This is a genomic window from Acidovorax sp. Q11, from assembly GCF_054950075.1.
Genome location: NZ_JBUDZG010000006.1, coordinates 144,490 through 171,134 on the forward strand (window position 1 = coordinate 144,490; position 26,645 = coordinate 171,134).

At 64.6% G+C, this 26,645-nt stretch carries 22 protein-coding genes; 12 read left to right on the forward strand and 10 right to left on the reverse strand.

Annotated features, from left to right (window positions below; genetic code table 11):
• The first annotated feature begins 29 nt into the window (after positions 1-29).
• Both ACYZGB_RS07675 and ACYZGB_RS07680 read left to right on the forward strand, forming a co-directional pair.
• Positions 30-689, forward strand: coding sequence for a response regulator transcription factor (locus ACYZGB_RS07675; protein WP_462387656.1), 660 nt, complete (start codon positions 30-32; stop codon positions 687-689).
• A complete protein-coding gene (locus ACYZGB_RS07680) occupies positions 686-2,125 on the forward strand; it encodes a sensor histidine kinase (protein WP_462387657.1) in 1,440 nt (479 codons plus the stop codon). The genes ACYZGB_RS07675 and ACYZGB_RS07680 overlap by 4 nt, the downstream gene beginning before the upstream one ends.
• Before the next feature lie 117 nt (positions 2,126-2,242).
• Here ACYZGB_RS07680 and ACYZGB_RS07685 read toward each other — a convergent pair whose 3' ends face one another.
• Both ACYZGB_RS07685 and ACYZGB_RS07690 read right to left on the reverse strand, forming a co-directional pair.
• Complete coding sequence (locus tag ACYZGB_RS07685; RefSeq protein ID WP_462387658.1) at positions 2,243-4,630, reverse strand: DUF1631 family protein; 2,388 nt, start codon at positions 4,628-4,630, stop codon at positions 2,243-2,245.
• A gap of 99 nt (positions 4,631-4,729) precedes the next feature.
• Positions 4,730-6,811 carry a sodium-translocating pyrophosphatase gene (locus ACYZGB_RS07690; RefSeq protein WP_462387659.1) on the reverse strand — a complete coding sequence of 694 codons (2,082 nt, stop codon included), beginning with the start codon at positions 6,809-6,811 and terminating at the stop codon, positions 4,730-4,732.
• A 274-nt stretch (positions 6,812-7,085) separates the two neighbouring features.
• Here ACYZGB_RS07690 and ppa point away from each other — a divergent pair, with 274 nt between their 5' ends.
• Positions 7,086-7,622: an inorganic diphosphatase gene (gene ppa / locus ACYZGB_RS07695; protein WP_462387660.1), complete on the forward strand. Its 537-nt coding sequence runs from the start codon at positions 7,086-7,088 to the stop codon at positions 7,620-7,622.
• A gap of 315 nt (positions 7,623-7,937) precedes the next feature.
• Positions 7,938-9,794, forward strand: a complete 1,857-nt coding sequence (locus ACYZGB_RS07700) for a methyl-accepting chemotaxis protein (protein ID WP_462387661.1) — start codon at positions 7,938-7,940, stop codon at positions 9,792-9,794.
• Between the two features lie 203 nt (positions 9,795-9,997).
• Here ACYZGB_RS07700 and ACYZGB_RS07705 read toward each other — a convergent pair whose 3' ends face one another.
• Positions 9,998-10,804 carry an esterase/lipase family protein gene (locus tag ACYZGB_RS07705; protein WP_462387662.1) on the reverse strand — a complete coding sequence of 269 codons (807 nt, stop codon included), beginning with the start codon at positions 10,802-10,804 and terminating at the stop codon, positions 9,998-10,000.
• A 313-nt stretch (positions 10,805-11,117) separates the two neighbouring features.
• Here ACYZGB_RS07705 and ACYZGB_RS07710 point away from each other — a divergent pair, with 313 nt between their 5' ends.
• The 3 genes from ACYZGB_RS07710 to ACYZGB_RS07720 all read left to right on the forward strand — a co-directional run bounded on the left by ACYZGB_RS07710 (position 11,118) and on the right by ACYZGB_RS07720 (position 15,492).
• Positions 11,118-11,678, forward strand: coding sequence for a chemotaxis protein CheW (locus ACYZGB_RS07710; RefSeq protein ID WP_462387663.1), 561 nt, complete (start codon positions 11,118-11,120; stop codon positions 11,676-11,678).
• Positions 11,679-11,747: 69 nt separating this feature from the next.
• On the forward strand, positions 11,748-13,568 hold the full coding sequence (locus tag ACYZGB_RS07715) for a methyl-accepting chemotaxis protein (protein WP_462387664.1): 1,821 nt from the start codon (positions 11,748-11,750) through the stop codon (positions 13,566-13,568).
• A gap of 370 nt (positions 13,569-13,938) precedes the next feature.
• Complete coding sequence (locus ACYZGB_RS07720; protein ID WP_462387665.1) at positions 13,939-15,492, forward strand: methyl-accepting chemotaxis protein; 1,554 nt, start codon at positions 13,939-13,941, stop codon at positions 15,490-15,492.
• Positions 15,493-15,615: 123 nt separating this feature from the next.
• On the opposite strand, the gene ACYZGB_RS07725 is transcribed toward ACYZGB_RS07720, so the two are convergent.
• The gene (locus tag ACYZGB_RS07725) at positions 15,616-16,917 is read right to left on the reverse strand and encodes a GNAT family N-acetyltransferase (protein ID WP_462387710.1); all 1,302 of its coding nucleotides are present in this window, start codon (positions 16,915-16,917) and stop codon (positions 15,616-15,618) included.
• Between the two features lie 80 nt (positions 16,918-16,997).
• Here ACYZGB_RS07725 and ACYZGB_RS07730 point away from each other — a divergent pair, with 80 nt between their 5' ends.
• Both ACYZGB_RS07730 and ACYZGB_RS07735 read left to right on the forward strand, forming a co-directional pair.
• Entirely contained in the window at positions 16,998-18,656 is a 1,659-nt protein-coding gene (locus ACYZGB_RS07730) for an NAD+ synthase (protein WP_462387667.1), read from the forward strand.
• Between the two features lie 74 nt (positions 18,657-18,730).
• Positions 18,731-19,069 (forward strand): P-II family nitrogen regulator, encoded by a 339-nt coding sequence (locus ACYZGB_RS07735; RefSeq protein WP_007857855.1) that lies wholly within the window; start codon positions 18,731-18,733, stop codon positions 19,067-19,069.
• Positions 19,070-19,184: 115 nt separating this feature from the next.
• On the opposite strand, the gene ACYZGB_RS07740 is transcribed toward ACYZGB_RS07735, so the two are convergent.
• The 6 genes from ACYZGB_RS07740 to ACYZGB_RS07765 are packed head-to-tail and all read right to left on the reverse strand — an operon-like array spanning position 19,185 to position 22,716.
• A complete protein-coding gene (locus ACYZGB_RS07740) occupies positions 19,185-19,778 on the reverse strand; it encodes an LOG family protein (protein ID WP_462387668.1) in 594 nt (197 codons plus the stop codon).
• Positions 19,771-20,181 (reverse strand): diacylglycerol kinase, encoded by a 411-nt coding sequence (locus tag ACYZGB_RS07745; RefSeq protein ID WP_462387669.1) that lies wholly within the window; start codon positions 20,179-20,181, stop codon positions 19,771-19,773. Before ACYZGB_RS07745 ends, ACYZGB_RS07740 begins: the two co-directional genes overlap by 8 nt.
• 4 nt (positions 20,182-20,185) lie before the next feature.
• Positions 20,186-20,734: an RDD family protein gene (locus tag ACYZGB_RS07750; RefSeq protein ID WP_462387670.1), complete on the reverse strand. Its 549-nt coding sequence runs from the start codon at positions 20,732-20,734 to the stop codon at positions 20,186-20,188.
• A 40-nt stretch (positions 20,735-20,774) separates the two neighbouring features.
• Positions 20,775-21,674 (reverse strand): DUF3106 domain-containing protein, encoded by a 900-nt coding sequence (locus tag ACYZGB_RS07755; protein WP_462387671.1) that lies wholly within the window; start codon positions 21,672-21,674, stop codon positions 20,775-20,777.
• Between the two features lie 20 nt (positions 21,675-21,694).
• Positions 21,695-22,150, reverse strand: a complete 456-nt coding sequence (locus ACYZGB_RS07760) for a DUF3619 family protein (RefSeq protein WP_462387672.1) — start codon at positions 22,148-22,150, stop codon at positions 21,695-21,697.
• Positions 22,147-22,716 (reverse strand): RNA polymerase sigma factor, encoded by a 570-nt coding sequence (locus ACYZGB_RS07765; protein ID WP_063459591.1) that lies wholly within the window; start codon positions 22,714-22,716, stop codon positions 22,147-22,149. Before ACYZGB_RS07765 ends, ACYZGB_RS07760 begins: the two co-directional genes overlap by 4 nt.
• A gap of 291 nt (positions 22,717-23,007) precedes the next feature.
• On the opposite strand from ACYZGB_RS07765, the gene ACYZGB_RS07770 reads away from it, so the two are divergent.
• The 3 genes from ACYZGB_RS07770 to ilvC all read left to right on the forward strand — a co-directional run bounded on the left by ACYZGB_RS07770 (position 23,008) and on the right by ilvC (position 26,516).
• Positions 23,008-24,801: an acetolactate synthase 3 catalytic subunit gene (locus tag ACYZGB_RS07770; RefSeq protein ID WP_462387673.1), complete on the forward strand. Its 1,794-nt coding sequence runs from the start codon at positions 23,008-23,010 to the stop codon at positions 24,799-24,801.
• A 145-nt stretch (positions 24,802-24,946) separates the two neighbouring features.
• Positions 24,947-25,438, forward strand: a complete 492-nt coding sequence (gene ilvN, locus ACYZGB_RS07775; RefSeq protein WP_015013659.1) for an acetolactate synthase small subunit — start codon at positions 24,947-24,949, stop codon at positions 25,436-25,438.
• Between the two features lie 61 nt (positions 25,439-25,499).
• A complete protein-coding gene (gene ilvC / locus ACYZGB_RS07780; protein ID WP_056638514.1) occupies positions 25,500-26,516 on the forward strand; it encodes a ketol-acid reductoisomerase in 1,017 nt (338 codons plus the stop codon).
• Positions 26,517-26,645: the final 129 nt, after the last annotated feature.

The following is a 26,645-nucleotide window of genomic DNA, read 5'->3' on the forward strand; positions in this document are numbered from 1 at the left end:
GCCAGCACCGACCCCGTGGTTCACTGCCCATGCGCATCCTCCTGGTAGAAGACGACACCTTGCTACGCGCCCAGCTGCGCACCGCGCTGCACGATGCGGGCTACACCGTGGACGAGGCCGACAACGGGCGCGACGCGCAGTTTCTGGGCGAGACCGAAGCGGTGGACGCCGTGGTGCTGGACCTGGGCCTGCCGGTCGTGGATGGGATCTCGGTGCTCAAGCGCTGGCGTGCCCAGGGGCGCAACATGCCGGTGCTGATCCTCACGGCGCGCGACAACTGGCACGAGAAGGTCGCAGGCATTGATGCGGGGGCCGACGACTACCTGACCAAGCCCTTTCACATGGAAGAACTGCTGGCGCGCCTGCGGGCCCTGATCCGCCGCGCCAGCGGGCAGGCGTCTGCCGTTCTGGAGTGCGGCGACTTGCAGCTGGACACCCGCAGCGGCCGCGTGACCCATGCTGGCCAGCCTGTGGTGCTCACGGCGCACGAATACAAAGTGCTGAACTATTTCATGCACCGCCCCGGTGTGCTGGTGCCGCGCGCAGAGCTGGTGGAACACATCTATGCGCAGGACTTTGACCGCGACTCCAACACCATCGAAGTGTTTGTGGGGCGGCTGCGCAAGAAGTTGCCCGGCACCTGTATCGAAACGGTGCGCGGCATGGGCTACCGGTTGGTGCCGCCATGAGCTGGGGCGGGTTTCCTGCTGCGGCCTGGCACTGGTCGCGGTCGCTGCGGTTCCGTCTGCTGGCGGTCACGGTGGTGGGTGTGGCTGTGGCTGTGTTGCTGGCGGGGCTGGTACTCAGCGGGCTGTTTCGCGAGCATGTGCAGCGGCAGTTCGAGGCTACCCTCTTGCAGCAGCTGGACCAGGTCACGGCGCGGCTGGAGTTCGATGTTCAGGGCCAGCCGGTGGTGGCAGCCCAGGCGCTGTCGGACCCGCGCTGGCTCAAGCCGTACTCGGGCCTGTACTGGCAGGTGGATGCCATGGCGCCCGACGGGCGCAGCCGGGTCGGGGTGTTGCGCTCGCGCTCCTTATGGGATACCAGCCTGGCTTTGCAGGCGGATGCATTGACCGATGGGGCCGTGCATGTGCATGAAGTGGTTGGCCCGCAGGGCGCGCCCTTGCTGGTGCTGGAGCGCACGGTGCGTGCCGGGGGCGTGGATGCTGCGCGCTGGCGTCTGATCGTGGCGGCCGATCTGCAGGCCACACAGGCGGCCACTGCGCAGTTCACGCGCGTGCTGGGTTTGTCGCTGCTGGTGCTGCTGGCGCTGCTGGCAGCGGCCGCCTGGGCCCAGGTGGCGGTGGGGCTGAAACCCTTGCAGGCGCTGCAGCGGGGCTTGCAGGATGTGCAGCAGGCTCGCACCACCCAGTTGCAGGGAGCATTCCCTGCGGAGGTGCAACCGCTGGTGAATGACTTCAACGCCGTGCTGGCCCGCAATGCCGAGGTGGTGGAGCGTGCGCGCACCCAGGCGGGCAATCTGGCGCACGCATTGAAAACACCGCTTTCGGTGCTGGAGAACGCGGCCCGCGCGCCTGCAGCCACGGATGGCACCGCGATGGCTGCGCTGGTGCATGAGCAGGTGCAGGTGGCGCAGCGCCACATCGACTGGCACCTGGCGCGCTCGCGCGTGGCCGCATCGGTGCACCTGCCGGGCCAGCGCACAGCACTGGAGCCGGTGGTGGCAGGGCTGGTGCGGGTCATGAACAAGGTGCATGCCGGGCGGGGCGTGGACATCACCCTTGGGCTGCCCGAAGCCCCCCTGTTCTTTGCGGGCGAGGCGCAGGATCTGCAGGAAATGCTGGGCAACCTGCTGGACAACGCCTGCAAATGGGCGCGGTCCAGCGTGCGGGTGCAAGCGTTCACCGATGGTGGGCAGCAGCCGCTGCAGATCGTGGTCAGCGTCGAGGACGACGGCCCTGGCATTGGCGCCACGCAACGTGCGCTGGCTCTGGAGCGCGGCGTGCGGCTGGACGAAACGGTACCAGGCACAGGGCTGGGCTTGGCCATCGTGCAGGACCTGGCGGCCCTGTACGCAGGGCGCCTGGATCTCCAGTCTTCCGAACTGGGTGGGTTGCGGGCTGCGCTTACCTTGCCTGCCGCCCGGCAAGCCTCGCCGCAATGACGGTGAGACCTGCCTGCCTTGCGGTGCAGATTCCGCATGCGGGCAGGCATATGAAGCAAAAAATTGGCCGTCTGCGCGCGACTGTATTTGATTGTTTGCTATAAATAAAATAGCAATTTACATCCGGCTGTCCACGCTGTTGCGCATGGCGGCCTCTGCCACAGCGTCCAGGGCGCCGTCCACCACGGTCTGCTGGGTAATCACATGCATGGCGCCTTGCTGGATGAGTCGGTCCACCAGCCGCAGTGTCATCGACTGCGTATGGCCCGATGCGCTGGTGAACAGGAAGAAATTGCCGTGCGAGCCGACCCAGGACAGCTGGGTGCGCTCCCACCGGCCCGCCACCAGCAGGTTGACCCAGCTGCCAACGGCCAGCGGCGGCAGGGCCGGTGTGGCGCCGCTGGTGGGGGTGGACGCGGGCTCGGGGCTCTCGGATTCGGGGGCCTGGGAGGACTCCATGAACCCGGACTCCTTGGCCTCGGAGGGCGCGACCCAGGGGTCGTCGTCGTCCAGCGGCGCGGGCTGGGGCAGGGCGCGGGCCGGGGGCTCGGCGCGGGGTGCGGGGGCGCGGGTGGGCGCGCGCGGGCCGGGCTTGAAGGCCTGCTGGTGCAGCTGCATCAGCAACTCGAAGATGGCTTCGGTCCGCTCTGCAGGGTAGTCGATAGAGGCCAGGCCCTCGCGCAGCTTGGTCAGCAGCTTGGGCAGCAGGCGCGCGAGCTGGCCGGTGTTCTTGCGGGTCAGCTCGGGCTGGGTGCTCCAGATCAGGGCCTCCACCAGCTCGTGGTAGCGGCTGGGGTCGGTGCTGTGGCTGGTGTCGGCCAGGCGTGCCTCGGCCATGACCTGGGCCCAGGGGCCGAGCAAAAAGCGCGAAACGGCGTCGGGCACCTTGCCGATGTCGGGCAGCAGCCAGATCTCGCGCGAGATCTGCGCGGCCAGCAGGTGGCGCCGCTCGGCATGTTCGAGTGCCTCGATGGCGCGCTGGCGCTCCTGCTTGCGTGCCTGCTCCTTTTGCGCCCACTTGGCGTGCAGCTGCTGCAGCACCTGCTCGAAATCCTCCGGCCCCTCGACGGTGGCGGTGGACAGCGGCCCGGCGATGTTCATGAGCGAGCGCATGAAGCTCTGGAAGCCTGGCGCCTCGGTGCTGTCAAAGGCCAGGCTGCGGTCGGTGATGTCCTGCAGCAGGCGGCGCGCCGCGTGTTCCTTGTGGCTGAAGAAGCGGGTGTCGGTCAGCGCCAGCTGCATCAGGGCAGGCTCCAGGGCGCGGATGAACTGCTGCACGGGCCACAGCAGCCGGTTGTCGCGCGCGATGTTGTCCACCATCAGCGCCACCACCTCGGTGCTCAGGGCCTGGGCCAGCCCGCCGGTGTGCTGGCGCGGCGGTGTGGCGGGGGCGCCTTCGGTGTTGTTGGCATTGCCTGCGGCCTGTGCGCGATGGCTGCCCAGGCGCTCCATCATCTGGCCGACCTGGTTCATCTCCTGCAGCGCCTCAAACGCGGCGGGCACGGTCATGGCGAAGTCGGTGGCGGGCGGGTCAATGTGAGGGAGTGGGGCCGGGTGCTCGAATTCGCGGGAGAAACGTTCGGCAAAGGTCTCGGGGGCCGCCGGGGCTGGCTCGGGGGCGGCGGGCTCGTCCAGCTCGCCCAGCAGCAGGCGGCGCAGGCGGCCCAGCGTGAGCAGCGGGTCGGCGGTGGCGGGCGCGGGGTGGTCTATGCGGTCGATAGGGTCGATGGGGCCCACATCGTGGGCGGGGCCTGACTCAAAGCCAAAGCCGGGCGATGCGCCGCCCTCGGTGGGCGCCACATACACATACTGGCCGTTGGCCTGGCGCATGGCGTAGCCCACAGGCTGCACACCGCTTTGCTTGAGCCGCTCGGTCTGCGCGACATACAGCGCACGCAGCTCCTTGCCCAGCGCCTGCGCCATCTGCCCCATCCAGTCGTGCCGGACCTGCTCTGTGACCTGCATCTGTGACACCACGGCCTGCAGTGCCTGCAGAAAAGCGTCGGGGCGCAGCGGATTGTGTTCGGGCCGCACCTGCGGCTGCCCCAGTGCCGCGCATACCAGGGCGTCGAGGTCGGCCAGCGGCCCCTCGACGGCCGAGGCCAGCACCTGGCGGGCGCGGGCGCGTTCCACGCTGTCGCTGATCTGGGTTTCGTCCATCAGCTCCAGCTCGTCGAAATGCACGCTGAACAGCGAGCGTGTGGCCTTTTCTTCCTTGTGTCCGGACTGCTGGTCCAGGGCCTTGCGCAGCGCCTCGGGGTAGCGCTCGCTCATCACCCCGTTCAGCCGCATGAGCTGCTGGCGCGCTTCGAGCATGGCGTGGTGCTCCCCCGGGGTGCGGGCCTGGTCCAGGCGCTGCTGCAGGGACATGCGCGTGGCCTCGGCAATGCGCTCCATCAGCGGGCGGGCCCCGGCGACCACGTCCTCGACGATGCGCTGGTACAGCGGGCTGTGGGGCCCGGAGGGTGCGGGGGCGGCAGACGGTGTGGTGTGATTCAAGGCCATCTTCTCTGGAGAAAAACCGTTGTCCCGGATGGTAAGCCGCAAAAAAGGGGCCGAAGCCCCTTTTTGACGGTGGTAAGCACGTAAACACGTTCCAAGGGTTTACCCGCCGTGGAACTTCACCACCAACGGCACGATGAGCAACGCCACGATGTTGATGATCTTGATCAGCGGGTTGATGGCGGGGCCCGCTGTGTCCTTGTAGGGGTCGCCCACGGTGTCGCCGGTCACGGCGGCCTTGTGCGCCTCGCTGCCTTTGCCGCCGTGGTGGCCGTCCTCGATGTACTTCTTGGCGTTGTCCCAGGCGCCGCCGCCGGTGCACATGCTGATGGCCACAAACAGCCCGGTGACGATGGTGCCCATGAGCAAACCGCCCAGCGCCTTGGGCCCCAGCAGCAGGCCCACCACGATGGGCACCACCACAGGCAGCAGGCTCGGGATCACCATCTCCTTGATGGCGGCGGTGGTCAGCATGTCCACGGCCTTGCCGTATTCCGGCTTGCCGGTGCCGTCCATGATGCCGGGGATGGTGCTGAACTGGCGGCGCACCTCCACCACCACGGCCCCGGCCGCGCGGCCCACAGCCTCCATCGCCATGGCGCCGAACAGGTAGGGGATCAGCCCGCCGATGAACAGGCCGATGATGACCAGCGGGTCAGAAAGATCAAACGTGATGGCCTTGCCGTAGCTCTCCAGCTTGTGTGTGTAGTCGGCAAACAGCACCAGCGCGGCCAGGCCCGCCGAGCCAATGGCATAGCCCTTGGTCACGGCCTTGGTGGTGTTGCCCACGGCGTCCAGTGGGTCGGTGATGTCGCGCACGCTGCTGGGCAGCTCAGCCATCTCGGCAATGCCGCCGGCGTTGTCGGTGATGGGACCATACGCATCCAGCGCCACCACGATGCCCGCCATGCTCAGCATGGACATGGCCGCTACGGCAATGCCATACAGCCCCGCCAGCTGGTAGGCCGCCAGGATGGCCAGGCACACAAAAATCACCGGCCAGGCGGTGGACCGCATCGACACCCCCAGGCCCGCGATGATGTTGGTGCCATGACCTGTGGTTGATGCCTGGGCGATGTGCTGCACGGGCGAGTACTGCGTGCCGGTGTAGAACTCGGTGATCCACACCAGCGCGGCCGTCAGCACCAGCCCGGTGGCGCATGCACCGAACAGCTTTATCTGGCTGCCGGTGGCGGTGATGGCGTTGTCCGGCATGATCCAGACGGTGACGAAGTAGAACGCGATGAGCGAGAGCACACCCGCAATGGCCAGGCCCTTGTACAGCGCGGGCATCACGTTCTTCATGCCGGGCGAGGCCTTCACGAAGAAGCAGCCAATGATGGATGCAATGATGGACACGGCCCCCAGTGCCAGCGGGTAGACCACGGCGTTGACCGGGGCGGTGGCCACCAGCAGCGCGCCCAGCACCATGGTGGCGATCAGCGTCACGGCGTAGGTCTCGAACAGGTCGGCCGCCATGCCCGCGCAGTCGCCCACGTTGTCGCCCACGTTGTCAGCGATCACGGCGGGGTTGCGCGGGTCGTCCTCAGGGATGCCCGCCTCGACCTTGCCCACCAGGTCGGCGCCCACGTCGGCGCCCTTGGTGAAGATGCCGCCGCCCAGGCGCGCAAAGATGGAGATCAGCGACGAGCCAAACGCAAACCCGATCAGCGGGTTGAGCAGCGTGGCCAGATTGGCGTTGGGCGTGAGGTTGCCGTTGCCCGCCAGGAACCAGTAAAAGCCCGTGACGCCCAAAAGCCCCAGGCCCACCACCAGCATGCCGGTGATGGCACCGCCCCGGAACGCCACATCCAGCGCCGGGCCAATGCCCTGTGTGGCGGCCTGGGCCGTGCGCACATTGGCGCGCACCGACACGTTCATGCCGATGAAGCCACAGGCGCCCGAGAGCACCGCGCCCACCACAAAGCCCACCGCCGTGGTGCCGTCCAGAAAAATACCGATGAGGACCGCCAGCACCATGCCGACGAGGGCGATGGTCTTGTATTGGCGGGCGAGGTAGGCAGCGGCACCGGCCTGAATGGCCGCGGCGATTTCCTGCATGCGGGCATTGCCCGGGTCTTTGGCGAGGATCCATCCCCGCGCCCAGATCCCGTAGGCCACCGCAATCAATCCGCAAACCAGAGCCAGTATCAGGGGGGCAGTCAGCGCTGTAGTTCCAGCCATTCGTCACTCCTTTCAATCTTTGCAGTTGCACGGAAGGAAACATCACAACGCAGGTCGGTGGTGCTTCCGCTGCGTTGCTTCCTCGTGCTCCTGCACCGCTTGAAAAGGGCTGGGAGTCGATTGGCCAACGGGCCCAATTTACAGCCAAACCATGGTTTGCAAGCGGGTAGAAAGGGACCTGCGCCTAAAATCAGGGTTAATCCCGACGCTTCTTTGTGCTGCATCAGCGCTCTGTGCATCGCGGGTTGCCGTTTCCAAACCACTATTCAAAGACATGTCCCTCAACAACGTCACCCCTGGCAAGAACATTCCCGAAGCCTTCAACGTGGTCATCGAGATCCCGATGAACGCGGACCCGATCAAGTACGAAGTGGACAAGGAATCGGGCGCGATCTTCGTGGACCGTTTCATGACCACGGCCATGCACTACCCCACCAACTACGGCTATGTGCCGCAGACCCTGTCGGGCGACGGCGACCCGGTGGACGTGCTGGTGATCACTCCCTACCCGCTGCACCCCGGCGTGGTGGTGCCCTGCCGCCCCCTGGGCATCCTGATGATGGAAGACGAAGCGGGGGTGGACGGCAAGGTCATCGCCGTGCCCACCTCCAAGATCCTGCCCATGTACGACCACTGGAAGGACATCGAGGACGTGAATGCCATGCGCCGCAACGCCATCGCCCACTTCTTCGAGCACTACAAGGACCTGGAAAAGGGCAAGTGGGTCAAGGTGCTGGGCTGGGAAGGCATCGAGTCCGCCAAGAAGGAGGTCGTGGACGGCATCGAGAGCTACAAGAAGTCGCAGGCCTGAGGCACTCTACCCAGGAGTGTTGCCCGGGTGTGGAGTCCGGGTTGGATGCAAAAAAAGCCTTCTGCGCGCGTCCATCAAGCGCAGATAGCTATCAAAAATGAAGCATGCAAGCCCGGCGGCCTGCATGCTTTTTTTCTGGCTGCGGCCCTGCAGAGCAGGGGGCGCATCCGGGTCCCGCCTGAGGCGCAGAGGCCCGCTGCGCTGCTAGACTGATCCTTCAACTTGTTACAAATCGCCCGGTGCTGGAACGCAGGCCTGGGCCGTGCGTCTTAGGGCTGCGGTGCTGTGACTCCGGGTTTTTTGGAGGGGTGATATATGAAAGTTTCCGATTTGCGCATCGGCGTTAAACTGGGTGCGGGGTTTCTGGCGGTGGTGCTGCTGACCACAGTGCTGGGCCTGATTGCGCTGGTGCAGATGTCGCGCATCCATGGCAATGCCGAGGAGATCGCCAACAACCTGCTGCCCAGCGTCGCGCAGACCGGAGAAATGCGGGTGCTCTACAACCGCATGCGCCGCTCTGAGGCGGGCATGGTCACCGCGCGTAGCCTGGTGGAAGTCAAGGCGTTTTCTGAGCAGGTGGGCCTGCGCGCCAAAGACATCGAACGGGTCGAGAAAACTTACGATCCCTTGATCAACAGCCCCAAAGAGCGCGAGATTTTTGATGCCTACAAAAAGCGCAAGGCGGAGTACTCAGCGACGCAGGCCAAGCTGGTGGAGATTGCCAACGGAATGGACTTCACCACCGCTGAGACGCTGGAGCTGACCAGCGACGCCTTGGCCATGGTCTATGCCGGTGAGTCCGAAGGCGCATTTGTGGCCGTGGCCGAAACGCTGGGCCAGCTGCAAAAGCTCAACGCCGACAACGCCACCCAGGCCAGCGAAGAGGCTCTGCAGGTGTTCAGCGTGGCCCGCATCTCGCTGTTGATGACGCTGGCAGTGTGCGTGGTGCTGGCTGCGCTGCTGGGGGTGGGCATCACCCGTGCCGTTACCGTCCCCGCGCACCATGCGGTGCGCGCAGCCCGCGCGATTGCCGAAGGGGACCTTACCATCGAAGTACCCGCTGGCGGCAAGGACGAAATGGGCCAGCTGCTCACCGCCCTGGCCGACATGCGCGACAACCTGGCCCGCGTGGTCACGGGCGTGCGCAGCAACGCCGAAGGCGTTGCGTCGGCGAGCTCGCAGATCGCCTCAGGCAACAACGACCTGAGTGCGCGCACCGAACAGCAGGCATCGGCGCTGGAGGAAACAGCCGCCTCGATGGAAGAACTGGGCTCCACCGTGCGCCAGAACGCAGACAACGCGCGCCAGGCCAACCAACTGGCGATGAGCGCCAGCACCGTGGCCGTGCAAGGCGGAGACGTGGTGGCCGAAGTGGTCGAGACGATGAAAGGCATCAACGCCAGCAGCAACAAGATAGCCGACATCATCAGCGTCATCGACGGCATTGCGTTCCAGACCAACATCCTGGCGCTGAACGCTGCCGTGGAAGCCGCCCGAGCCGGAGAACAAGGCCGGGGCTTTGCGGTGGTGGCCGGAGAAGTGCGCAGCCTGGCAGGGCGCAGCGCAGAAGCCGCCAAGGAAATCAAGAGTCTCATCACCGCCAGCGTTGAACGGGTGGAACAAGGCACAGCGCTGGTCGATAAGGCAGGCGCCACCATGACCGAAGTGGTCGCCTCCATCCGGCGCGTGACCGACATCATGGGCGAGATCAGCGCCGCCAGCAGCGAACAAAGCGCAGGCGTGGGCCAGGTGGGCGAAGCCGTCACGCAGATGGACCAGGCCACCCAGCAAAACGCGGCCCTGGTGGAAGAAATGGCAGCGGCCGCCAGTGCCTTGAACGCGCAGGCAGGCGAACTCGTCAACGCCGTGGCCGTGTTCAAGCTGGACACCCACGCCAGCAGCGCTGCACAACGGAGCAGCAACCACAGCACAGCGACAACAGCCCGGCCCCCCATCCCGGCGCCCAGCTACAGCGCCCCGCGCAGCACCCCGGCCAAGACAGCCAGCCTGGGCGCACGCAAACCCACCGCCAAGCCCGCTGCCAGCCTGGCAGCGCCCAAGGCGGCCGCAGCCAGCAGCACCGCAGCAGCACCGGCAGCCAAGACCCACAGCCCGGCCCCGGCACCCGCCAAGAATGCGGGGGGCGGTGACGACGATTGGGAGAGCTTCTGAGCGGAGGGGCCGTGGAGGAGCGGGGGATCTCAACAAAAATGGCCGTTACCGTGCGGCTGGATTGCCTCATTTGCTATCAAAAATAGAGCGAAACCAAGGCAAGGCGGGGCAGCACAACGCGCGCAGCACAGCACAACAAAAGAGCACGCAGAGGGATGTTCCTTCTGCGTGCTTTTTTGTATCTGGGGTACATCCCCCCGGTGTCAGCGGTGTGGGTCGGGGTACAGCAGCTGCAGCCCTGGCAGCTGGGGGCGCTGGAAGGGTTGCCACACCACGCCCGGCCCCTGGGGCTGGCCCAGCCGGTCGGCCACGGCCCACCAGGCGCTGGGGTTCAGGCCAATGCCGAAGTGGCTGGCCACCACCTCGATGTTCTCGGTGTGCGGGTTGTGGTCGGCTGGCGCCTGGATGCTGCCACGCCAGGCCACCACACCGTCGGTGCGCGAAAAAATGCTGGTGGTGGGCACGGGCGGTGCTTCGGGCAGGTTGTAGCTCTCGGTTTCGCGCTCGATGCTGCGGCCGCTCGCAAACTGGTAGATGCGCCAGGCGTTGGTGGAGCGGTGGTGCCCGGCAAAGGGTGTGCCCAGCGTGATCACGCAGCGCACCAGGTCGGGCATCTCCTTGGCCAGCTCGCGGGCGTAGATGCCGCCCAGGCTCCAGCCCACCAGGCTGACCTTGTTGCCGCTGGCATCGGCTGCTGCCTGCAGCTGGCGCTTGGCGGTTTCCAGCACGCCATCGCGCGGGCCCAGGTTCAGGCCCTGGCCCCAGCCCAGGGTGTCGTAGTTGCGCGATTCGAGATAACGGCGCAGCGGCATGGTGGTGGCATCGCCCGCCGTGAGCCCGGGAAACACGATCACGGTGTGCCCGTCGCCCAGCGGGGCGCGTTGCAGCACGGGCCAGGCAGGCAGCACGGCACCAAACTCCCAGGGGGCGCGCAGCTCCAGCGCCAGCAGGGGCAGACCGGGGGGCGGCAGGTCGGTGGGGTCGGATTCTTTCTTGTTGAACAGGGCCATCAATTCATCGTTTCAAAGCGGGGCGGCACACAGGGCGTGTGGCTTGCGGCGACGGTAGCATTTTTTCGGCAGATGTCCGGGGGTGGAAATGGAGCTAGCTCTCCAATTCCTGCCTGGGGCGGGGCGTTGAAAACGGGGCGGTAAGGCCAGCAAAGCGCACCTGAAGAATGGCTGGCAAAGAGGGCGTTTGGGCGGATTTTTATATTGCAACTGTTCGTTCGCTGCTATGCTTTCTTCAAGCCTGCGCGGGCTGAGGTTTTTGGTAGACCGCGTGCCTTGCCGAGCAACTCCTCCACCCAGAAAGACCGCGTCCATGACCGTCGTATCCGCTCCAGCGTCCTCCCCTGCATCCGCCCCCCAACGCACTGAGGTCGTTGCAGCAGCAGCAGCAGCAGCAGCAGCAGCAGCAGCAGCAGCAGCAGGCCGCGAATACCTGACCTTCCGCCTGGGGGCCGAGGAATACGGCATCGACATCTTGCGTGTGCAGGAAATCCGCTCGTACGAGCCGCCCACGCGCCTGGCGCACTCGCCCGATTTCATTCGGGGCGTGATCAACCTGCGCGGCCGCATCGTGCCCATTCTGGACTTGCGCGTGAAGCTGCAATGCCCTGAGGCGAGCTACACCGACGTCACGGTGGTCATTATCCTGGACATCGGCGCCACGGTGATTGGTGCCGTGGTCGATGCGGTGGCCGACGTGGTCACCCTCACGCCCGATGCCATCAAGCCCACGCCGCAGTTCGAGCGCCAGGGCCACGTGGACCCGGCCTTTGTCACCGGCATCGCCAGCCTGGGCGAACGCATGCTGATCGTGATGGACATTGAGGCCCTGCTCAGCGCGGACGAAACAGGGTTGGTGAGCTCTGTCAGCTAGCGTTAACGCGGTGGCTTCACTGTGCGCGCGTGCGCTAGGCTCTCGATTCAGACATTCAGGAGATCAATCATGAATCAGATGAAAATCTCAACCCGCTTGAGTAGCGCTTTTGGCTTGTTGATCGCATTGGTGATGGCGATGGCGGGCATTGCGCTGTTGCAACTCAAAGACATGCGCGGCGCTGCAGCTGATATTTCTGACAGTTGGCTTCCTAGCGTGCGGGCAGTGGGCGCTTTGGATGGCGAGGTGGCCACCCTGCGGTTAACGATCATGGCGCATCTGCTCACTATGGATCCATCGGTCAAGGCGTCATTGGACAAGGTCATTGAGAAGGAGCGCCTCAAGCTCGCAGAAATTCGCAATCAGTACCATCCGTTGATCACCAGCCCTGAGGAGAAGAAACTCTACGATGAGTTCAGCGCTGCATGGGCCAAGTATGTAGAGACCAACAACCGTGTCTTGGAGTTGTCCCGCAACAGTGACAACGTTGCAGCCGCCGATTTATTGAGTAGTTTGTCGCTGCCCCAGTACCTTGCCATCAAGGAAATTCTGGAAAAGCTAGTCAAGTTGAACGTCGATGGCGGTGCTGCCGCTTCTAAGTTCGCTTCGGATACATATTCAACAGCGCGGATTTTTTTGATCGCGTTTGCAGCGTTGACCCTGGTTTTGGCCCTGGGTGCTTCCATTTGGCTGATTCGGTCGATCACTGCGCCGCTGGCCCAGGCTGTGGAGACTGCCGACCGCGTGGCCGCTGGGGACCTCAGTGGCCAGATCGTGGTGCAGTCCAAGGATGAAACCGGCCAGCTGCTGGCCGCCCTGCAGCGCATGCAACAAAGCCTGGTCAACACGGTGGCCTTGGTTCGCAGCAACGCCGAAGGCGTTGCGTCGGCGAGCTCGCAGATAGCGTCGGGCAACAACGACCTGAGTGCGCGCACCGAACAGCAGGCATCGGCGCTGGAGGAAACAGCCGCCTCGATGGAAGAGCTGGGCTCCACCGTGCGCCAGAACGCAGACAACGCGCGCCAGGCCAACCAACTGGCGATGAGCGCCAGCACCGTGGCCGTGCAAGGCGGAGACGTGGTGGCCGAAGTGGTCGAGACGATGAAAGGCATCAACGCCAGCAGCAACAAGATAGCCGACATCATCAGCGTCATCGACGGCATTGCGTTCCAGACCAACATCCTGGCGCTCAATGCAGCAGTGGAAGCGGCCCGGGCCGGAGAACAAGGCCGGGGCTTTGCGGTGGTGGCCGGAGAAGTGCGCAGCCTGGCAGGGCGCAGCGCAGAAGCCGCCAAGGAAATCAAGAGCCTCATCACCGCCAGCGTCGAACGGGTGGAACAAGGCACAGCGCTGGTCGATAAGGCAGGCGCCACCATGACCGAAGTGGTCGCCTCCATCCGGCGCGTGACCGACATCATGGGCGAGATCAGCGCCGCCAGCAGCGAACAAAGCGCAGGCGTGGGCCAGGTGGGCGAAGCCGTCACGCAGATGGATCAGGCCACCCAGCAAAACGCGGCCCTGGTGGAAGAAATGGCCGCCGCCGCCAGTGCCTTGAACGCCCAGGCAGGCGAACTCGTCAACGCCGTGGCCGTGTTCAAGCTGGACACCCACGCCACCAGCGCCGCCCAACGGAGCAGCAGCCACAGCACAGCGACAACAGCCCGGCCCCCCATCCCGGCGCCCAGCTACAGCGCCCCGCGCAGCACCCCGGCCAAGACAGCCAGCCTGGGCGCACGCAAACCCACCGCCAAGCCCGCTGCCAGCCTGGCAGTGCCCAAGGCGGCCGCAGCCAGCAGCACCGCAGCGGCACCGGCAGCCAAGGCCCACAGCCCGGCCCCGGCACCCGCCAAGAATGCGGGGGTCGGTGACGACGACTGGGAGAGCTTCTGAGCGGAGGGGCGGTGGAGGGGGCCATGGAGGAGATGAGAATCTCAACCAAAATGGCCGTTACCGCGCGGCTGGATTGCCTCATTAGCTATCAAAAATAGAGCAAAACCAAGGCAAGGCGGGGCAAAGCAACACAACATCCCAAAAGCACGCACAGGAGGCTCCTCAGGGTGCTTTTTTTGTGTGCATATCAAGCAATAGCCCCGTTCGGTCTCGGGATGGTGCTTGCCTGCCGCTGCGTTGCACAGCGTCGTTCGTTTTGTTACCAGGTTTTTCGGGTTGTATCCAGGCGTAACTCAATGCGCTATGCTGGGCCCGCAACTCCATCGATGGGTTGGCAGGGTAGACCGGCATCCTTACCAGGAGAATTGCCATGAGCCAGTTCAAGATCTCGACCCGCCTTGCTGGATTGCTCGCTGCCCTGAGCCTGTTGGTGCTGCTGGTCGGTGGAGCCGGACTGTTTGGTATGGGGCAGTCCAACGCCGGGCTCAAGACGGTGTATGACGACCGGGTGGTGCCGCTCAAGCAGATCAAGGTAGTGGCGGACATGTATGCCGTCAACGTGGTGGATACGGCCCACAAGGTGCGCGACGGCGCCATGACCCCGGCACAGGGTGTGCAGTCGGTGGTCGAAGCGCGCAAGGCCATTGACACCAACTGGAACGCGTATTTGGCCACCCACCTGGTACCTGAGGAAACCCAGCTGGTCGCGCGCTTCAAGCCGCTGCAGGCCAAGGCAGACGCTGCCACCGACACCCTGCTCGGGTTCTTCAAGTCAGGCGACGTGCCTGCGCTGACCAGCTACGCGGCCAAGGAGATGTACCCTGCCATCGACCCGCTGCAGGACGTGCTGAGCCAGCTGATGCAGGTGCAGCTGGACTACGCCAAGACCGAGTATGACGGCGCCGATTCGAGTTTTCGGACCATCCGGACGATGGTGCTTTCGGGCATTGTGCTGGGCACCTTTTTGGCGGTGCTGGTGGGTGGGGCGACAATCCGGCGGATATCGCGCTCCCTGAACAACGCGGTGCAGATCACCGATTCGGTGGCGCAAGGCGACCTTACAGTGCCTATTCACGGGCGGGGCAGTGATGAGATCGCTCAGCTGTTGGGAGGCCTAGCCACCATGCGCGACAACCTGGCGCATGTGGTCACCGGGGTTCGCAGCAACGCCGAAGGCGTTGCGTCAGCGAGCTCGCAGATCGCCTCAGGCAACAACGACCTGAGCGCGCGCACCGAACAGCAGGCATCGGCGCTGGAGGAAACAGCCGCCTCGATGGAAGAACTGGGCTCCACCGTGCGCCAGAACGCAGACAACGCGCGCCAGGCCAACCAACTGGCGATGAGCGCCAGCACCGTGGCCGTGCAAGGCGGAGACGTGGTGGCCGAAGTGGTCGAGACGATGAAAGGCATCAACGCCAGCAGCAACAAGATAGCCGACATCATCAGCGTCATCGACGGCATTGCGTTCCAGACCAACATCCTGGCGCTGAACGCTGCCGTGGAAGCCGCCCGGGCCGGAGAACAAGGCCGGGGCTTTGCGGTGGTGGCCGGAGAAGTACGCAGCCTGGCAGGGCGCAGCGCAGAAGCCGCCAAGGAAATCAAGAGTCTCATCACCGCCAGCGTTGAACGCGTGGAACAAGGCACAGCGCTGGTCGATAAGGCAGGCGCCACCATGACCGAAGTGGTCGCCTCCATCCGGCGCGTGACCGACATCATGGGCGAGATCAGCGCCGCCAGCAGCGAACAAAGCGCAGGCGTGGGCCAGGTGGGCGAAGCCGTCACACAGATGGACCAGGCCACCCAGCAAAACGCGGCCCTGGTGGAAGAAATGGCAGCGGCTGCCAGCGGCCTGAGCCACCAGGCCCAGGCCTTGGTGGGGGCTGTGGCGGTGTTCAAACTGTCGGCGGATCAAGCGCGGGCCTAGCAGGGTGCTACCTAGGCTGCACATCCTGCCCCCCGCTGCGGCACCCGCCAGCGCGGCGCCTGGGGCGGGGGGCCGCACGGCCTCGAACGCGATCCCAGAAAAGTTTTTGTTTTAAACAGGTTCTCAGGCCATCGCTTTAAACGGACTGCGCGCCTGCAGCTCCTGCAGATAGCCTTCAACCCCCGCGCCCTCGCGCTCCAGGAAACGCTCCACCGCATCGGCAAAAGCCGGGTGGGCCAGCCAGTGTGCGCTGGTGGCCTGCACGGGCAGCAGGGCGCGGGCCATCTTGTGTTCGCCCTGGGCGCCACCTTCAAACCGCTGTACGCCGTGGTCTATGCACCACTGCAGCGGCTGGTAGTAGCAGGCCTCGAAGTGCAGGCAGTCCACACGTTCCAAAGCGCCCCAGTAGCGGCCATAGGCCACCAGGTTTTGGTCTTTTTGGCCGTTACCGCCTGATGGGCTTGCCCCAATAGCTATCAAACTGGTAGCAATAGGGCGCCCATCACGCTCGGCCACAAACAGCAGCCAGGCCTCGGGCATGTGGGCCGCCATGCGGGCAAAGAAGTCCCGTGTGAGGTAGGGCGGGTTGCCGTGTTCGAGGTAGGTGCGCTCGTAACAGCGATAAAAAAAATCCCAGTCGGCCGCGCTGATGTCGGCACCCCGCGACCAGCGGAAGCGGACCCCGGCCTCTGCCACGCGGCGGCGCTCCTGGCGGATCTTCTTGCGCTTGTCCTGGGACAGGCTGGCGAGGAAGTGGTCGAAGTCGGTGAAGTGGTTCGAGCTGCCGCCGGGCCGCCCCAAGGCGGCGAGCGCCCCACGACCCGGCGAAGCCGGGGGCCCTTCCCCAGCCTGGGGCAGCGAGGAGACGCCAGTGCCGAGCGTTGGGGCCACATTTTTCCAGTGAAATTGCACGGTGTGCCGCAGCATCAGGCCCTGCTCAGCGCTGGTCTGCACATCCTCGCCACTCGCAAACAGCATGTGCACCGACGAGACGCCTTCCTGCTTGCACCACTGGCGCACCGCCTGCAGCAGCAGCGCCTGCGTGGCCCCGTCGCGCGCCAGCAGTCGTGCGCCGGGTACGGGCGTGAAGGGCACGGCGACCACGGCCTTGGGGTAGTAGGGCACGCCGTGCTGCTCGTAGGCGCTGGCCCAGGCCCAGTCGAAAACGTATTCGCCGTACGAGTGGTTTTTGAGGTACAGAGGGCAGGCCGCCACCAGGGTGTCGCCCTCCCACAGGGTCATGAAGCGCGGCACCCAGCCCGTGCGGGGCGTGGCGCTGCCGCTCTCGTGCAGGGCGGCCAGGTACTCGTGCCGCAGGAAGGGCGTGGGGTGGCTTTGTTGTGCCAGCAGGGCGTTCCAGGCCGCAGCATCCACGTCCAGCGGGGACGCGAGTACGCGGGCGATAATGGCAGCTTCCTCAGCCATGCGTTCCCCCGTGTTGCCCACCGCAGCCCGGGGCTGCATGGGCGGTATCCAACCCGGCCAAAAGTGCCGACTCCAGTTCCATGACGCTCTCCATTTGCACTGCGCAGCTCAACTTTGTCGTGGGCGACATGCCCGGAAATGCGCAGAAGATCATTGCCGCCGCCCGCGAGGCCCACGCCCAGGGCGCTCGGCTGTTGCTGACCCCCGAGCTGGCCATTTGCGGTTATGCGGCCGAAGACCTGTTCCTGCGGCCCGCCTTCATTGCGGCCTGTGATGATGCCGTGAAAACCGTGGCCCGCGAGACTGCGGGGTTGAAGGGCCTGGCCATCGTGCTGGGCCATCCGCAGGCCCTGGCGCCGGATGCGCCCGCGTTCAGCGCTTGCCACAACGCGGCCAGCGTGCTGCGTGACGGCCACATCGAGCAGACCTACGCCAAGCGCGAGCTGCCCAATTACCAAGTGTTTGACGAGCGCCGCTATTTCGTGGCGGGCACAGAGCCCTGCGTGTTTGAGGTGGAGGGCGTGCGCGTGGGCGTGCTGATTTGCGAAGACGCGTGGTTTGCCGAACCTGCGCGCAGCGCGGCGGCGGCGGGCGCGCAGCTGCTGGCGGTCATCAACGCCTCGCCTTTCCATCTGGGCAAAAGCGCCGAGCGCGAGGCCACCATGCGCGAGCGTGTGGTCGAGACGGGCTTGCCGCTGGTCTACGCCCATCTGGTGGGTGGGCAGGACGAGGTGGTGTTCGAAGGCCGTTCGTTTGCGCTGAACGCCGATGGCTCGGTGGCGGGGCGGGCGCCAGGTTTTGAAGAAAAACTGGTGTTTGCGAGCGTCCATCAAGCGCAAGCAGCTATCAAAATTGAAGCGAACATTGCGCCCGAGAAAAGCCTGGAGGCCGACCTGTGGGACGCGCTGGTACTGGGCGTGCGCGACTACGTGGGCAAAAACGGCTTCCCCGGTGCGCTGCTGGGCCTGTCGGGCGGCATCGACTCGGCCCTGGTGCTGGCGATTGCCGTGGATGCGCTGGGGGCCGACAAGGTGCGCACGGTGATGATGCCGTCGCCTTACACGGCCGACATCAGCTGGATCGATGCACGCGACATGGCAGAGCGCCTGGGCGTGCGTTATGACGAGATCTCCATCAAGCCCCAGTTCGAGGCCTTCAAGGCCGCGCTGGCCAGCGATTTTGCGGGGCTGGCTGAAGACACGACCGAAGAGAACCTGCAGGCGCGCATCCGCGGAACGCTGCTCATGGCGCTGTCCAACAAGTTTGGCGCCATCGTGCTCACCACGGGCAACAAGAGCGAAATGTCCACCGGCTACTGCACGCTGTACGGCGACATGGCGGGTGGCTTTGCGGTGATCAAGGACGTGGCCAAGACGCGGGTGTTTGATCTGGCGCGCTGGCGCAATGCCAACGACCCGTATGGCACGGGCGCCAACCCGATCCCCGAGCGCATCATCACCCGCCCGCCCAGCGCCGAGTTGCGGCCCGACCAGAAGGACCAGGACAGCCTGCCGCCCTATGAGGTGCTGGACGCCATCGTGGCGCGCTACATGGAGAACGATGAGCCCATCGAATCCATCATTGCCAGCGGCTTTGCGCACGCCGATGTGGAGCGGGTCACACGGCTCATCAAGCTCAACGAGTACAAGCGCCGCCAGGCGCCCGTAGGGATTAGAGTGACACGCCGCAGCTTCGGCAAGGACTGGCGTTACCCTATCACCAATAAATTCCGCGCCTGACGGTGGTTTTTTGACCGCTCCGCCGCCGCGCCCCCTGCTTTCCTCTATCTTTCACATCCTTCAGGAGACCCGCCATGAAAATGATCACCGCCGTCATCAAGCCCTTCAAGCTCGAAGAAGTCCGCGAAGCCCTGGCCGAATGTGGCGTGACCGGCCTCACCGTGACCGAGGTGAAGGGTTTTGGCCGCCAGAAGGGCCACACCGAGCTGTACCGTGGCGCCGAGTACGTGGTGGACTTCCTGCCCAAGGTAAAGGTCGAGGTCGTGGTGAAGACTGAAGATGTGGACCGCTGCGTGGACGCCATCGTGAACGTGGCGCGCACGGGCAAGATCGGCGATGGCAAGATTTTTGTGACCGCCGTGGAGCGTGTGGTGCGCATCCGCACTGGGGATCTGGACGACGCGGCGGTCTGACGCTGATGGGTTCCGGCTTTGGCCTGATGAGGCCATGGCCGTAGACCCATCGAGAAAGCAAAAAAAGGGCGGATTCCTCATCCGCCCTTTTTTATGGGTGGCCGCCTTGCTGGGGTCAGATCACATCGCGCAGTGGCACGGGGGCGTGGTCGGGCCCGGCTGACTGCACCAGGGTGCGCAGCAGCGCCTCGGCATCGGCAGACGCGTGCAGCAGGCCCATCTGCCACTCGCCCATGAACCCGCTGGCCACGCTGTGGTTCAGGAAGCCCATCAGGGCGTCGTAGTAGCCCGCCACATTGAGTAGGCCCAGGGGCTTGTCGTGGTAGCCCAGCTGGCGCCAGGTCCACACTTCAAACAGTTCTTCAAAGGTGCCGATGCCTCCGGGCAGGGCGATGAAGGCGTCGCTGCGTTCGGCCATCATGGCCTTGCGTTCGTGCATGGTCTGCACGATGTGCAGCTCGTCGCATGCCCGGTTGGCCAGTTCCTTGTCCACCAGCGCCTGGGGGATCACGCCCACCACACGGCCACCGGCCTGGCGCGTGGCCTCGGCCACGGTGCCCATGAGCCCGCTGCGGCCTCCGCCATAGACCAGCTGGCCGCCATGGCGGCCGATCCAGGTGCCAACGGCCTTCGCAGCATCGGCAAAAGCAGGGTTCTCGCCGGGGCGCGAGCCGCAGTACACACAGACGGAAAAAGCCGGTTCAGCCATGGAAAAACCTCTGGAAAAGAGCTGCAGCCCAGATGCCGATACACAGCAGCAGCGCCAGCAGCACGGCCGCGCTGCCCATGTCCTTGGCGCGCTTGGAGAGGTCGTGCCACTCGGGGCCGATGCGGTCGATGGCGGTCTCGATGCCGGTGTTGAGCAGTTCCACAATCATCACGATCACGACCGAACCGGCGAGCAGCGCCACCTCGACCCAGCTGCGTCCCAGCCAGAGCGACAGCGGCAGCAGCACCATGGCGGCGATGGCCTCCTGGCGGAAGGCTTTTTCGTTCCAGCCGGCGCGCAGCCCTTCGATGGAATAGCCTGCGGCGTGCCAGATGCGGTTCAGGCCTGTGCGGGTCTTCTGGGGGTTGGCAGGAGCTGCCGACGGAGAGGGGGATGCGGGCATGGGCTTATTTTTTCGGGATTTCGTAGTGCATCAGCCGGGTGCCCGCCAGTGCGTCGTGCCAGAACTGCCGGGTGGGGTGAAAGCGGCTCAGGATGGCCCAGATGGCGACCCAGCCGCCCAGCAGCACCAGCACTTCCAGTGCGGGCACGCCAAACAGGTAGGCGGCCAGGGGGGGCAGGAACCACAGCCAGCTCAGTACGTAGCGCAACAGCGCACGCGCCTGGGTGATGGGTCGGCCGTCGAGGCCTACTACCCGGATGTGCCAGGTTTTCTGGGCCAGGGTCTGGCCCTTGGCCCAGAACCAGGTGAAGTAGATACCGAACACCACAAACAGAAACGCCTGCAGCGCATGGCGGTTGTCCATGGCATTGCGGGTCTGGCTGAGCGTGCCAAACAGGTAGCCCGCTATGAACACCACGCCGAACATCAGCATGCCTTCATACAGCCAGCAGGCCATGCGCCGCCACAGGTTGGGCACGGTGGCTTCTGGCAGGGGGGCTAGTGCAGTGCGGGCGTCAGCCTGCGGGGAGTGGGGGGAGGGCGATGCGGGCATTCCAGTTGTCAGGCCTATCGGGGCCGGGCAGGTTGCAAACCTACTGAGGATACAGGCCTGAGGTGTCGGGCGTGACGGGTTGCGGTGCCGCGTGGGCGGGTGACTCGGCCGGGCCCGTGCCCAGGGGCGGCAGCGGGGCAGGCACGGCCACCGGAACGGCCACGGGCGCGGTTTCCACGCCGGTGGCGGTGGATGCAGTGCTGGCGGGCAGAGGTGGGGTGCCCGCCGAAGAAGGCATGGGTATTACGGGGGCGGCCACCCGGGGGCTGTGATCGGTCACAGGGGGAATCTTGGGCGCGTTCGGGCGGCTGGGGTTGGCTTCGGTCGCTGCAGGCACCTGCGCCAGCTTCTTGGGCGAGACGGGGCGCAAGGCCGTGGCTGCACCCGCAGGCTTGGGCACGGCCCGGGCTGCCAGCGCATGGCGCTCTTCCTCGGACAGAGCTAGGTAAGCCTCCCACTGCGCGCGCTTGTCATCCCGTGCCAGCCGGTTGGTGACGGCGTAGTTGAGCCGCGCCTGGTTGCGCTGCTGGGCGCTCAGGCTGGCCCAGTCGGTGATGCGGTCGTGAAACTTCTTTTGCTCGTCTTCCGACAGGGTGGAGTAGTTGGATGCCAGGGTCAGCCAGCGGCGTTTTTGTGCTTCGCTGATGAGGGCCCAACGTTCGGCCAGCGGGTACAAGGCCAGCTTTTGGGGCGTGTTCAGGGTTTCCCAGCCCGGGCCCGATTCAGCCTGGGGCTGCAGGGCCGTGCCCGAAGTGACTGGCGTGCGCGCATTGTTGGGGCTTGCCACGGCGGCTTCTGCACCGGCGGGCAACAGCGTCCCGGGGGCCATGCGCATCTGCATCCACACCTGGCCACCGATGGCCACGAACGCGCCCAGAAGCGCCAAAGCCAGCACAAAGGCTGGCAAGGGGGTGGGAGCGTCGGGGGGGCGTGGGGGCATGCAGTCCTGGTTCAGGCAGTTCAGTTGGCCTGCGCAGAGGTCTTGAGGAATTGTACGAAGCCTGGATCGGCGTAGGCCGCCGGTGGCAGGTCGTCGGTCAACAAGGCCGCATCCACCTCGGCCACATCGCTGGCGCTGTGCTCGTCCTGGGCGGCATTGATAACCACCAGGCCCACCACCAAGGCCAGCAGCGGAACAGCCGACACCAAGGCATTCCACCAGCCGCCGCCCTCGCTGCCCCGGCCCAGGGTGGCCGCAGAGCCAACACCTACCACCACAGTGGCTGGCGCCGTGCGCCGTACAGGGGCGGTCACCTTGCGTTTGGCCAGTGCCTGCATGCGCGAGGCGCGCAGGCGTTCGGAAATGTCATAAGGCAGTTCAGCCGTGCCGCTGGACAGGCGGGCCGTCACGCGCAGCGCAAAACGCTCGGCAGCCGCTTCGGCGGAGGTCGTTGGGTGCTGTGTAGTGTTCTTCATGGCTCGATTCCTTTGGCCTTCAGTGCCTTGCTGAGGGTTTGTATGGCGCGAAAGCAGTGTGTTTTGACGCTGCCTTCCGAGCAGCCCATGGCGGCTGCCGTCTCTGCTACATCCATTTCTTCCCAGTAACGCATGAGGAAGGCTTCCCGTTGACGTGGTGGCAGTTCGGCGATTTCGGCTTCGATGCCGCGAAAGATCTGGGCCCTGCGGGTGAGGTCTTCCGCACTTTCGGCCTTGTCGCCATCGTCCGGGCCGGAGTAGGCTTCCAGCAGATCAAAATCCATGCCATCTTCGCCGGGGCCTTCGAAGTCGCTCATGCTCGAAAACAGTGCATTGCGTGTCTTTTGGCGCCGGAACCAGTCCAGCGTGCAGTTGGACAGTATGCGCTGGTACAGCATGGGCAGCTCTGCTGCAGGCTTGTCCCCGTAGTGTTCGGCCAGCTTGAGCATGCTGTCCTGCACGATGTCCAGCGCCGCTTCCTCATTGCGAACGTGGTAGAGCGAGCGCTTGAATGCGCGCTTTTCTACACTTTTGAGGAAATCGGAGAGTTCTTGTTCGGTGGCCAAGACGGGGCGGTCCGGGGTGGGCGGTGCACAAAACGCTGCGAATTGTGGCTGTCAGGCACCGTAAAGCCTGTGATTATCGCATCCGCAGGGGTTTTTTTCGGCCGGGGTAGGTTTTGAGTGTGTTGCAGTGCGATAATTCGTGTTGCAATTCAAAAGGCAAACGGGTCACGGTCCGGCGGGCAATCATCCCGCTCATGTCCTTGGCCTCAAGTTCTAAGCTGGCTTCACAAGAGCGCGTGCGAGGAGCACCCAAGGTTTTTCGTCAGAGAAATTCACAAAGGTTGATCGATCATGGAAATCTCCAAGGCTGAAATCTCTTCAGCTGCCGCTGCTTCGCAGGGCAACACCTCCCCCGCTTCCGGCTCACAGGACCTCATGGGGTCCGAGATCCTCATCAAGTCGCTTCAGGCCGAGAACGTCCAGTACATCTGGGGCTACCCCGGTGGTGCAGTCCTTTACATCTACGACGCGCTCTACAAGCAAGACACCATCCAGCACGTGCTGGTGCGCCACGAGCAGGCTGCCGTGCATGCCGCCGACGGCTATGCCCGCGCCACGGGTGAAGTGGGTGTGGCGCTGGTCACGTCCGGCCCGGGCCTTACCAACGCGGTGACTGGCATCGCCACGGCGTACATGGATTCGATCCCCATGGTGATCATCTCCGGCCAGGTGCCGACGCCCGCCATCGGGCTGGATGCCTTCCAGGAGTGCGACACCGTCGGCATCACGCGCCCCATCGTCAAGCACAACTTCCTCGTCAAGGACGCCCGCGATCTGGCCGCCACGATGAAGAAGGCCTTCCACATCGCCCGCACCGGCCGCCCTGGCCCCGTGGTGGTGGACGTGCCCAAGGACGTCTCCTTCAAGAAGGTGCCCTACAGCGGCTATCCCACAAGTGTGGAGATGCGCTCTTACAACCCCGTGCGCAAGGGCCACGGCGGCCAGATCCGCAAGGCGCTGCAACTGCTGCTGGCGGCCAAGCGCCCCTACATCTACACCGGCGGCGGCGTGCTGCTGGGCAACGCCACCAACGAGCTGCGCACGCTGGTGGACATGCTGGGCTACCCGGTCACCAACACGCTGATGGGCCTGGGTGCCTACCCCGCGTCGGACCGCAAGTTCCTGGGCATGCTGGGCATGCATGGCACCATCGAAGCCAACAACGCGATGCAGAACTGCGACGTGCTGCTGGCCGTGGGCGCGCGCTTTGATGACCGCGTGATCGGCAACCCCAAGCACTTTGCACAGAACGACCGCAAGATCATCCACGTCGATATCGACCCGTCGAGTATCTCGAAGCGTGTGAAGGTCGATATCCCGATCGTCGGCGACGTGAAGGATGTGCTCACCGAGTTGATCTCCATGATCCGCGAGAGCAGCACCCGTCCCGACACGGGCGCGCTGGCCGCCTGGTGGGACACCATCGAAGGCTGGCGCAAGCGCGATTGCCTCAAGTACGACATGGGTGGCCCCGATGTCATCAAGCCCCAGTACGTGGTCGAGACGCTGTGGAACATGACCAAGGACGCTGACACCTACATCACGTCCGACGTGGGGCAGCACCAGATGTGGGCCGCGCAGTACTATCGCTTTGACGAGCCGCGCCGCTGGATCAATTCCGGCGGCCTGGGCACCATGGGCGTGGGCATCCCCTACGCCATGGGCATCAAGCTGGCCAAGCCGCAATCCGAGGTGTTCTGCATCACTGGCGAAGGCTCGGTGCAGATGAACATCCAGGAGCTGTCCACCTGCCTGCAGTACAACACGCCGATCAAGATTTGCTCGCTGAACAACCGCTACCTGGGCATGGTGCGCCAGTGGCAAGAGATCGAATACTCCGGCCGCTACAGCCACAGCTACATGGATGCGCTGCCCAACTTCGTGAAGCTGGCCGAGGCCTATGGCCACGTGGGCCTGTTGATCGAGCACCCCAAGGATGTCGAGCCCGCCCTGCGCGAAGCCCGCAAGCTCAAGGACCGCACCGTGTTCCTGGACTTCCGGACCGACCCCACCGAGAACGTGTTCCCGATGGTGCAGGCTGGCAAGGGCATTACCGAGATGCTGCTGGGGTCGGAAGACCTTTAAGAAGCGAAATCGGCCTTCTGCGCCTGTCCATCAAGCGCTGATAGCTATTAATTTAATAGCTATTGTTTTTTGACGAATCTATTGCCTGCCGAGTCTGCGCATTACCGTGCGCGGGGGAGGGCAGCGAAAAGAGGAATCTCATCTTATGAAACACATCATTGCTGTCTTGCTGGAAAACGAGCCCGGTGCTCTTTCCCGCGTCGTGGGCCTGTTTTCGGCCCGTGGTTACAACATCGAATCGCTCACCGTGGCGCCCACCGAGGATGCATCGCTCTCGCGCATGACCATCCAGACCACGGGCTCCGACGACGTGATCGAGCAGATCACCAAGCACCTGAACCGCCTCATTGAAGTTGTGAAGGTGGTGGACCTCACCGAAGGTGCCTACACCGAGCGCGAGCTGATGATGGTGAAGGTGCGCGCCGTCGGCAAGGAACGTGAGGAGATGAAGCGCATGGCCGACATCTTCCGTGGCCGCATCATCGACGTGACCGAAAAGAGCTACACCATCGAGCTGACGGGCGATCAGTCCAAGAACGACGCCTTCCTGCAAGCCATCGACCGCACGGCCATCCTGGAAACCGTGCGCACGGGCGCCAGCGGCATCGGCCGGGGCGAGCGCATTTTGCGCGTGTAAGACAATTCACCCCGTTTTTCCCATTTCAACCCCCAACAACGCATTTCAACCGGAGCGACCCATGAAAGTTTTCTACGACAAAGATACCGACCTGAGCCTGATCAAGGGCAAGACCGTGGCCATCATTGGCTACGGCTCGCAGGGCCATGCCCACGCACAAAACCTGAACGACAGCGGCGTGAAGGTGGTGGTCGGCCTGCGCAAGGGCGGTGCATCGTGGGACAAGGTCGGCAAGGCTGGCCTGAACGTGCTGGAAGTCAACGACGCCGTGAAGGCCGCTGACGTGGTCATGATCCTGCTGCCCGACGAAGACATCGCAGCCGTGTACAAGAACAACGTCGAACCCAACATCAAGCAAGGCGCATCGCTGGCCTTCGCCCATGGTTTCAACGTGCACTACAACCAGGTCGTGCCCCGTGCTGACCTGGACGTGTGGATGGTGGCCCCCAAGGCCCCAGGCCACACCGTGCGCAACACCTACACCCAGGGCGGCGGCGTGCCCCACCTGGTAGCCGTGCACCAGGACAAGTCTGGCAAGGCCCGTGACCTGGCCCTGAGCTACGCAGCTGCCAACGGCGGCGGTAAGGCCGGCATCATCGAGACCAACTTCAAGGAAGAAACCGAGACCGACCTGTTCGGCGAACAGGCCGTGCTGTGCGGCGGTGCCGTCGAGCTGATCAAGATGGGTTACGAAACCCTGGTCGAAGCCGGCTACGCCCCTGAAATGGCCTACTTCGAATGCCTGCACGAGCTCAAGCTCATTGTGGACCTGATCTACGAAGGCGGCATTGCCAACATGAACTACTCGATCTCGAACAACGCCGAGTACGGCGAGTACGTGACCGGCCCTGAGGTGATCAACGAGCAGTCGCGCGCAGCCATGCGCAATGCCCTGAAGCGCATCCAGAACGGTGACTACGCCAAGATGTTCATCCAGGAAGGCCGCCTGAACTACCCATCGATGACGGCCCGCCGCCGCAACACCGCCGATCACAGCATCGAGAAGGTCGGCAGCCAACTGCGCGCCATGATGCCCTGGATCGCCAAGAACAAGCTGGTTGACCAGACCCGCAACTGATACTTCCGAGCGAAGCATCCAAAGGCCACTTCTGTGGCCTTTTTTGTTGCCGGGCGCGCCGGTGGGCAGGCGCTACACTGCGGCCTTCGCTTTTTGAGCGTGTGGTGGCCTTCGGGCGCTGCGGGCCCG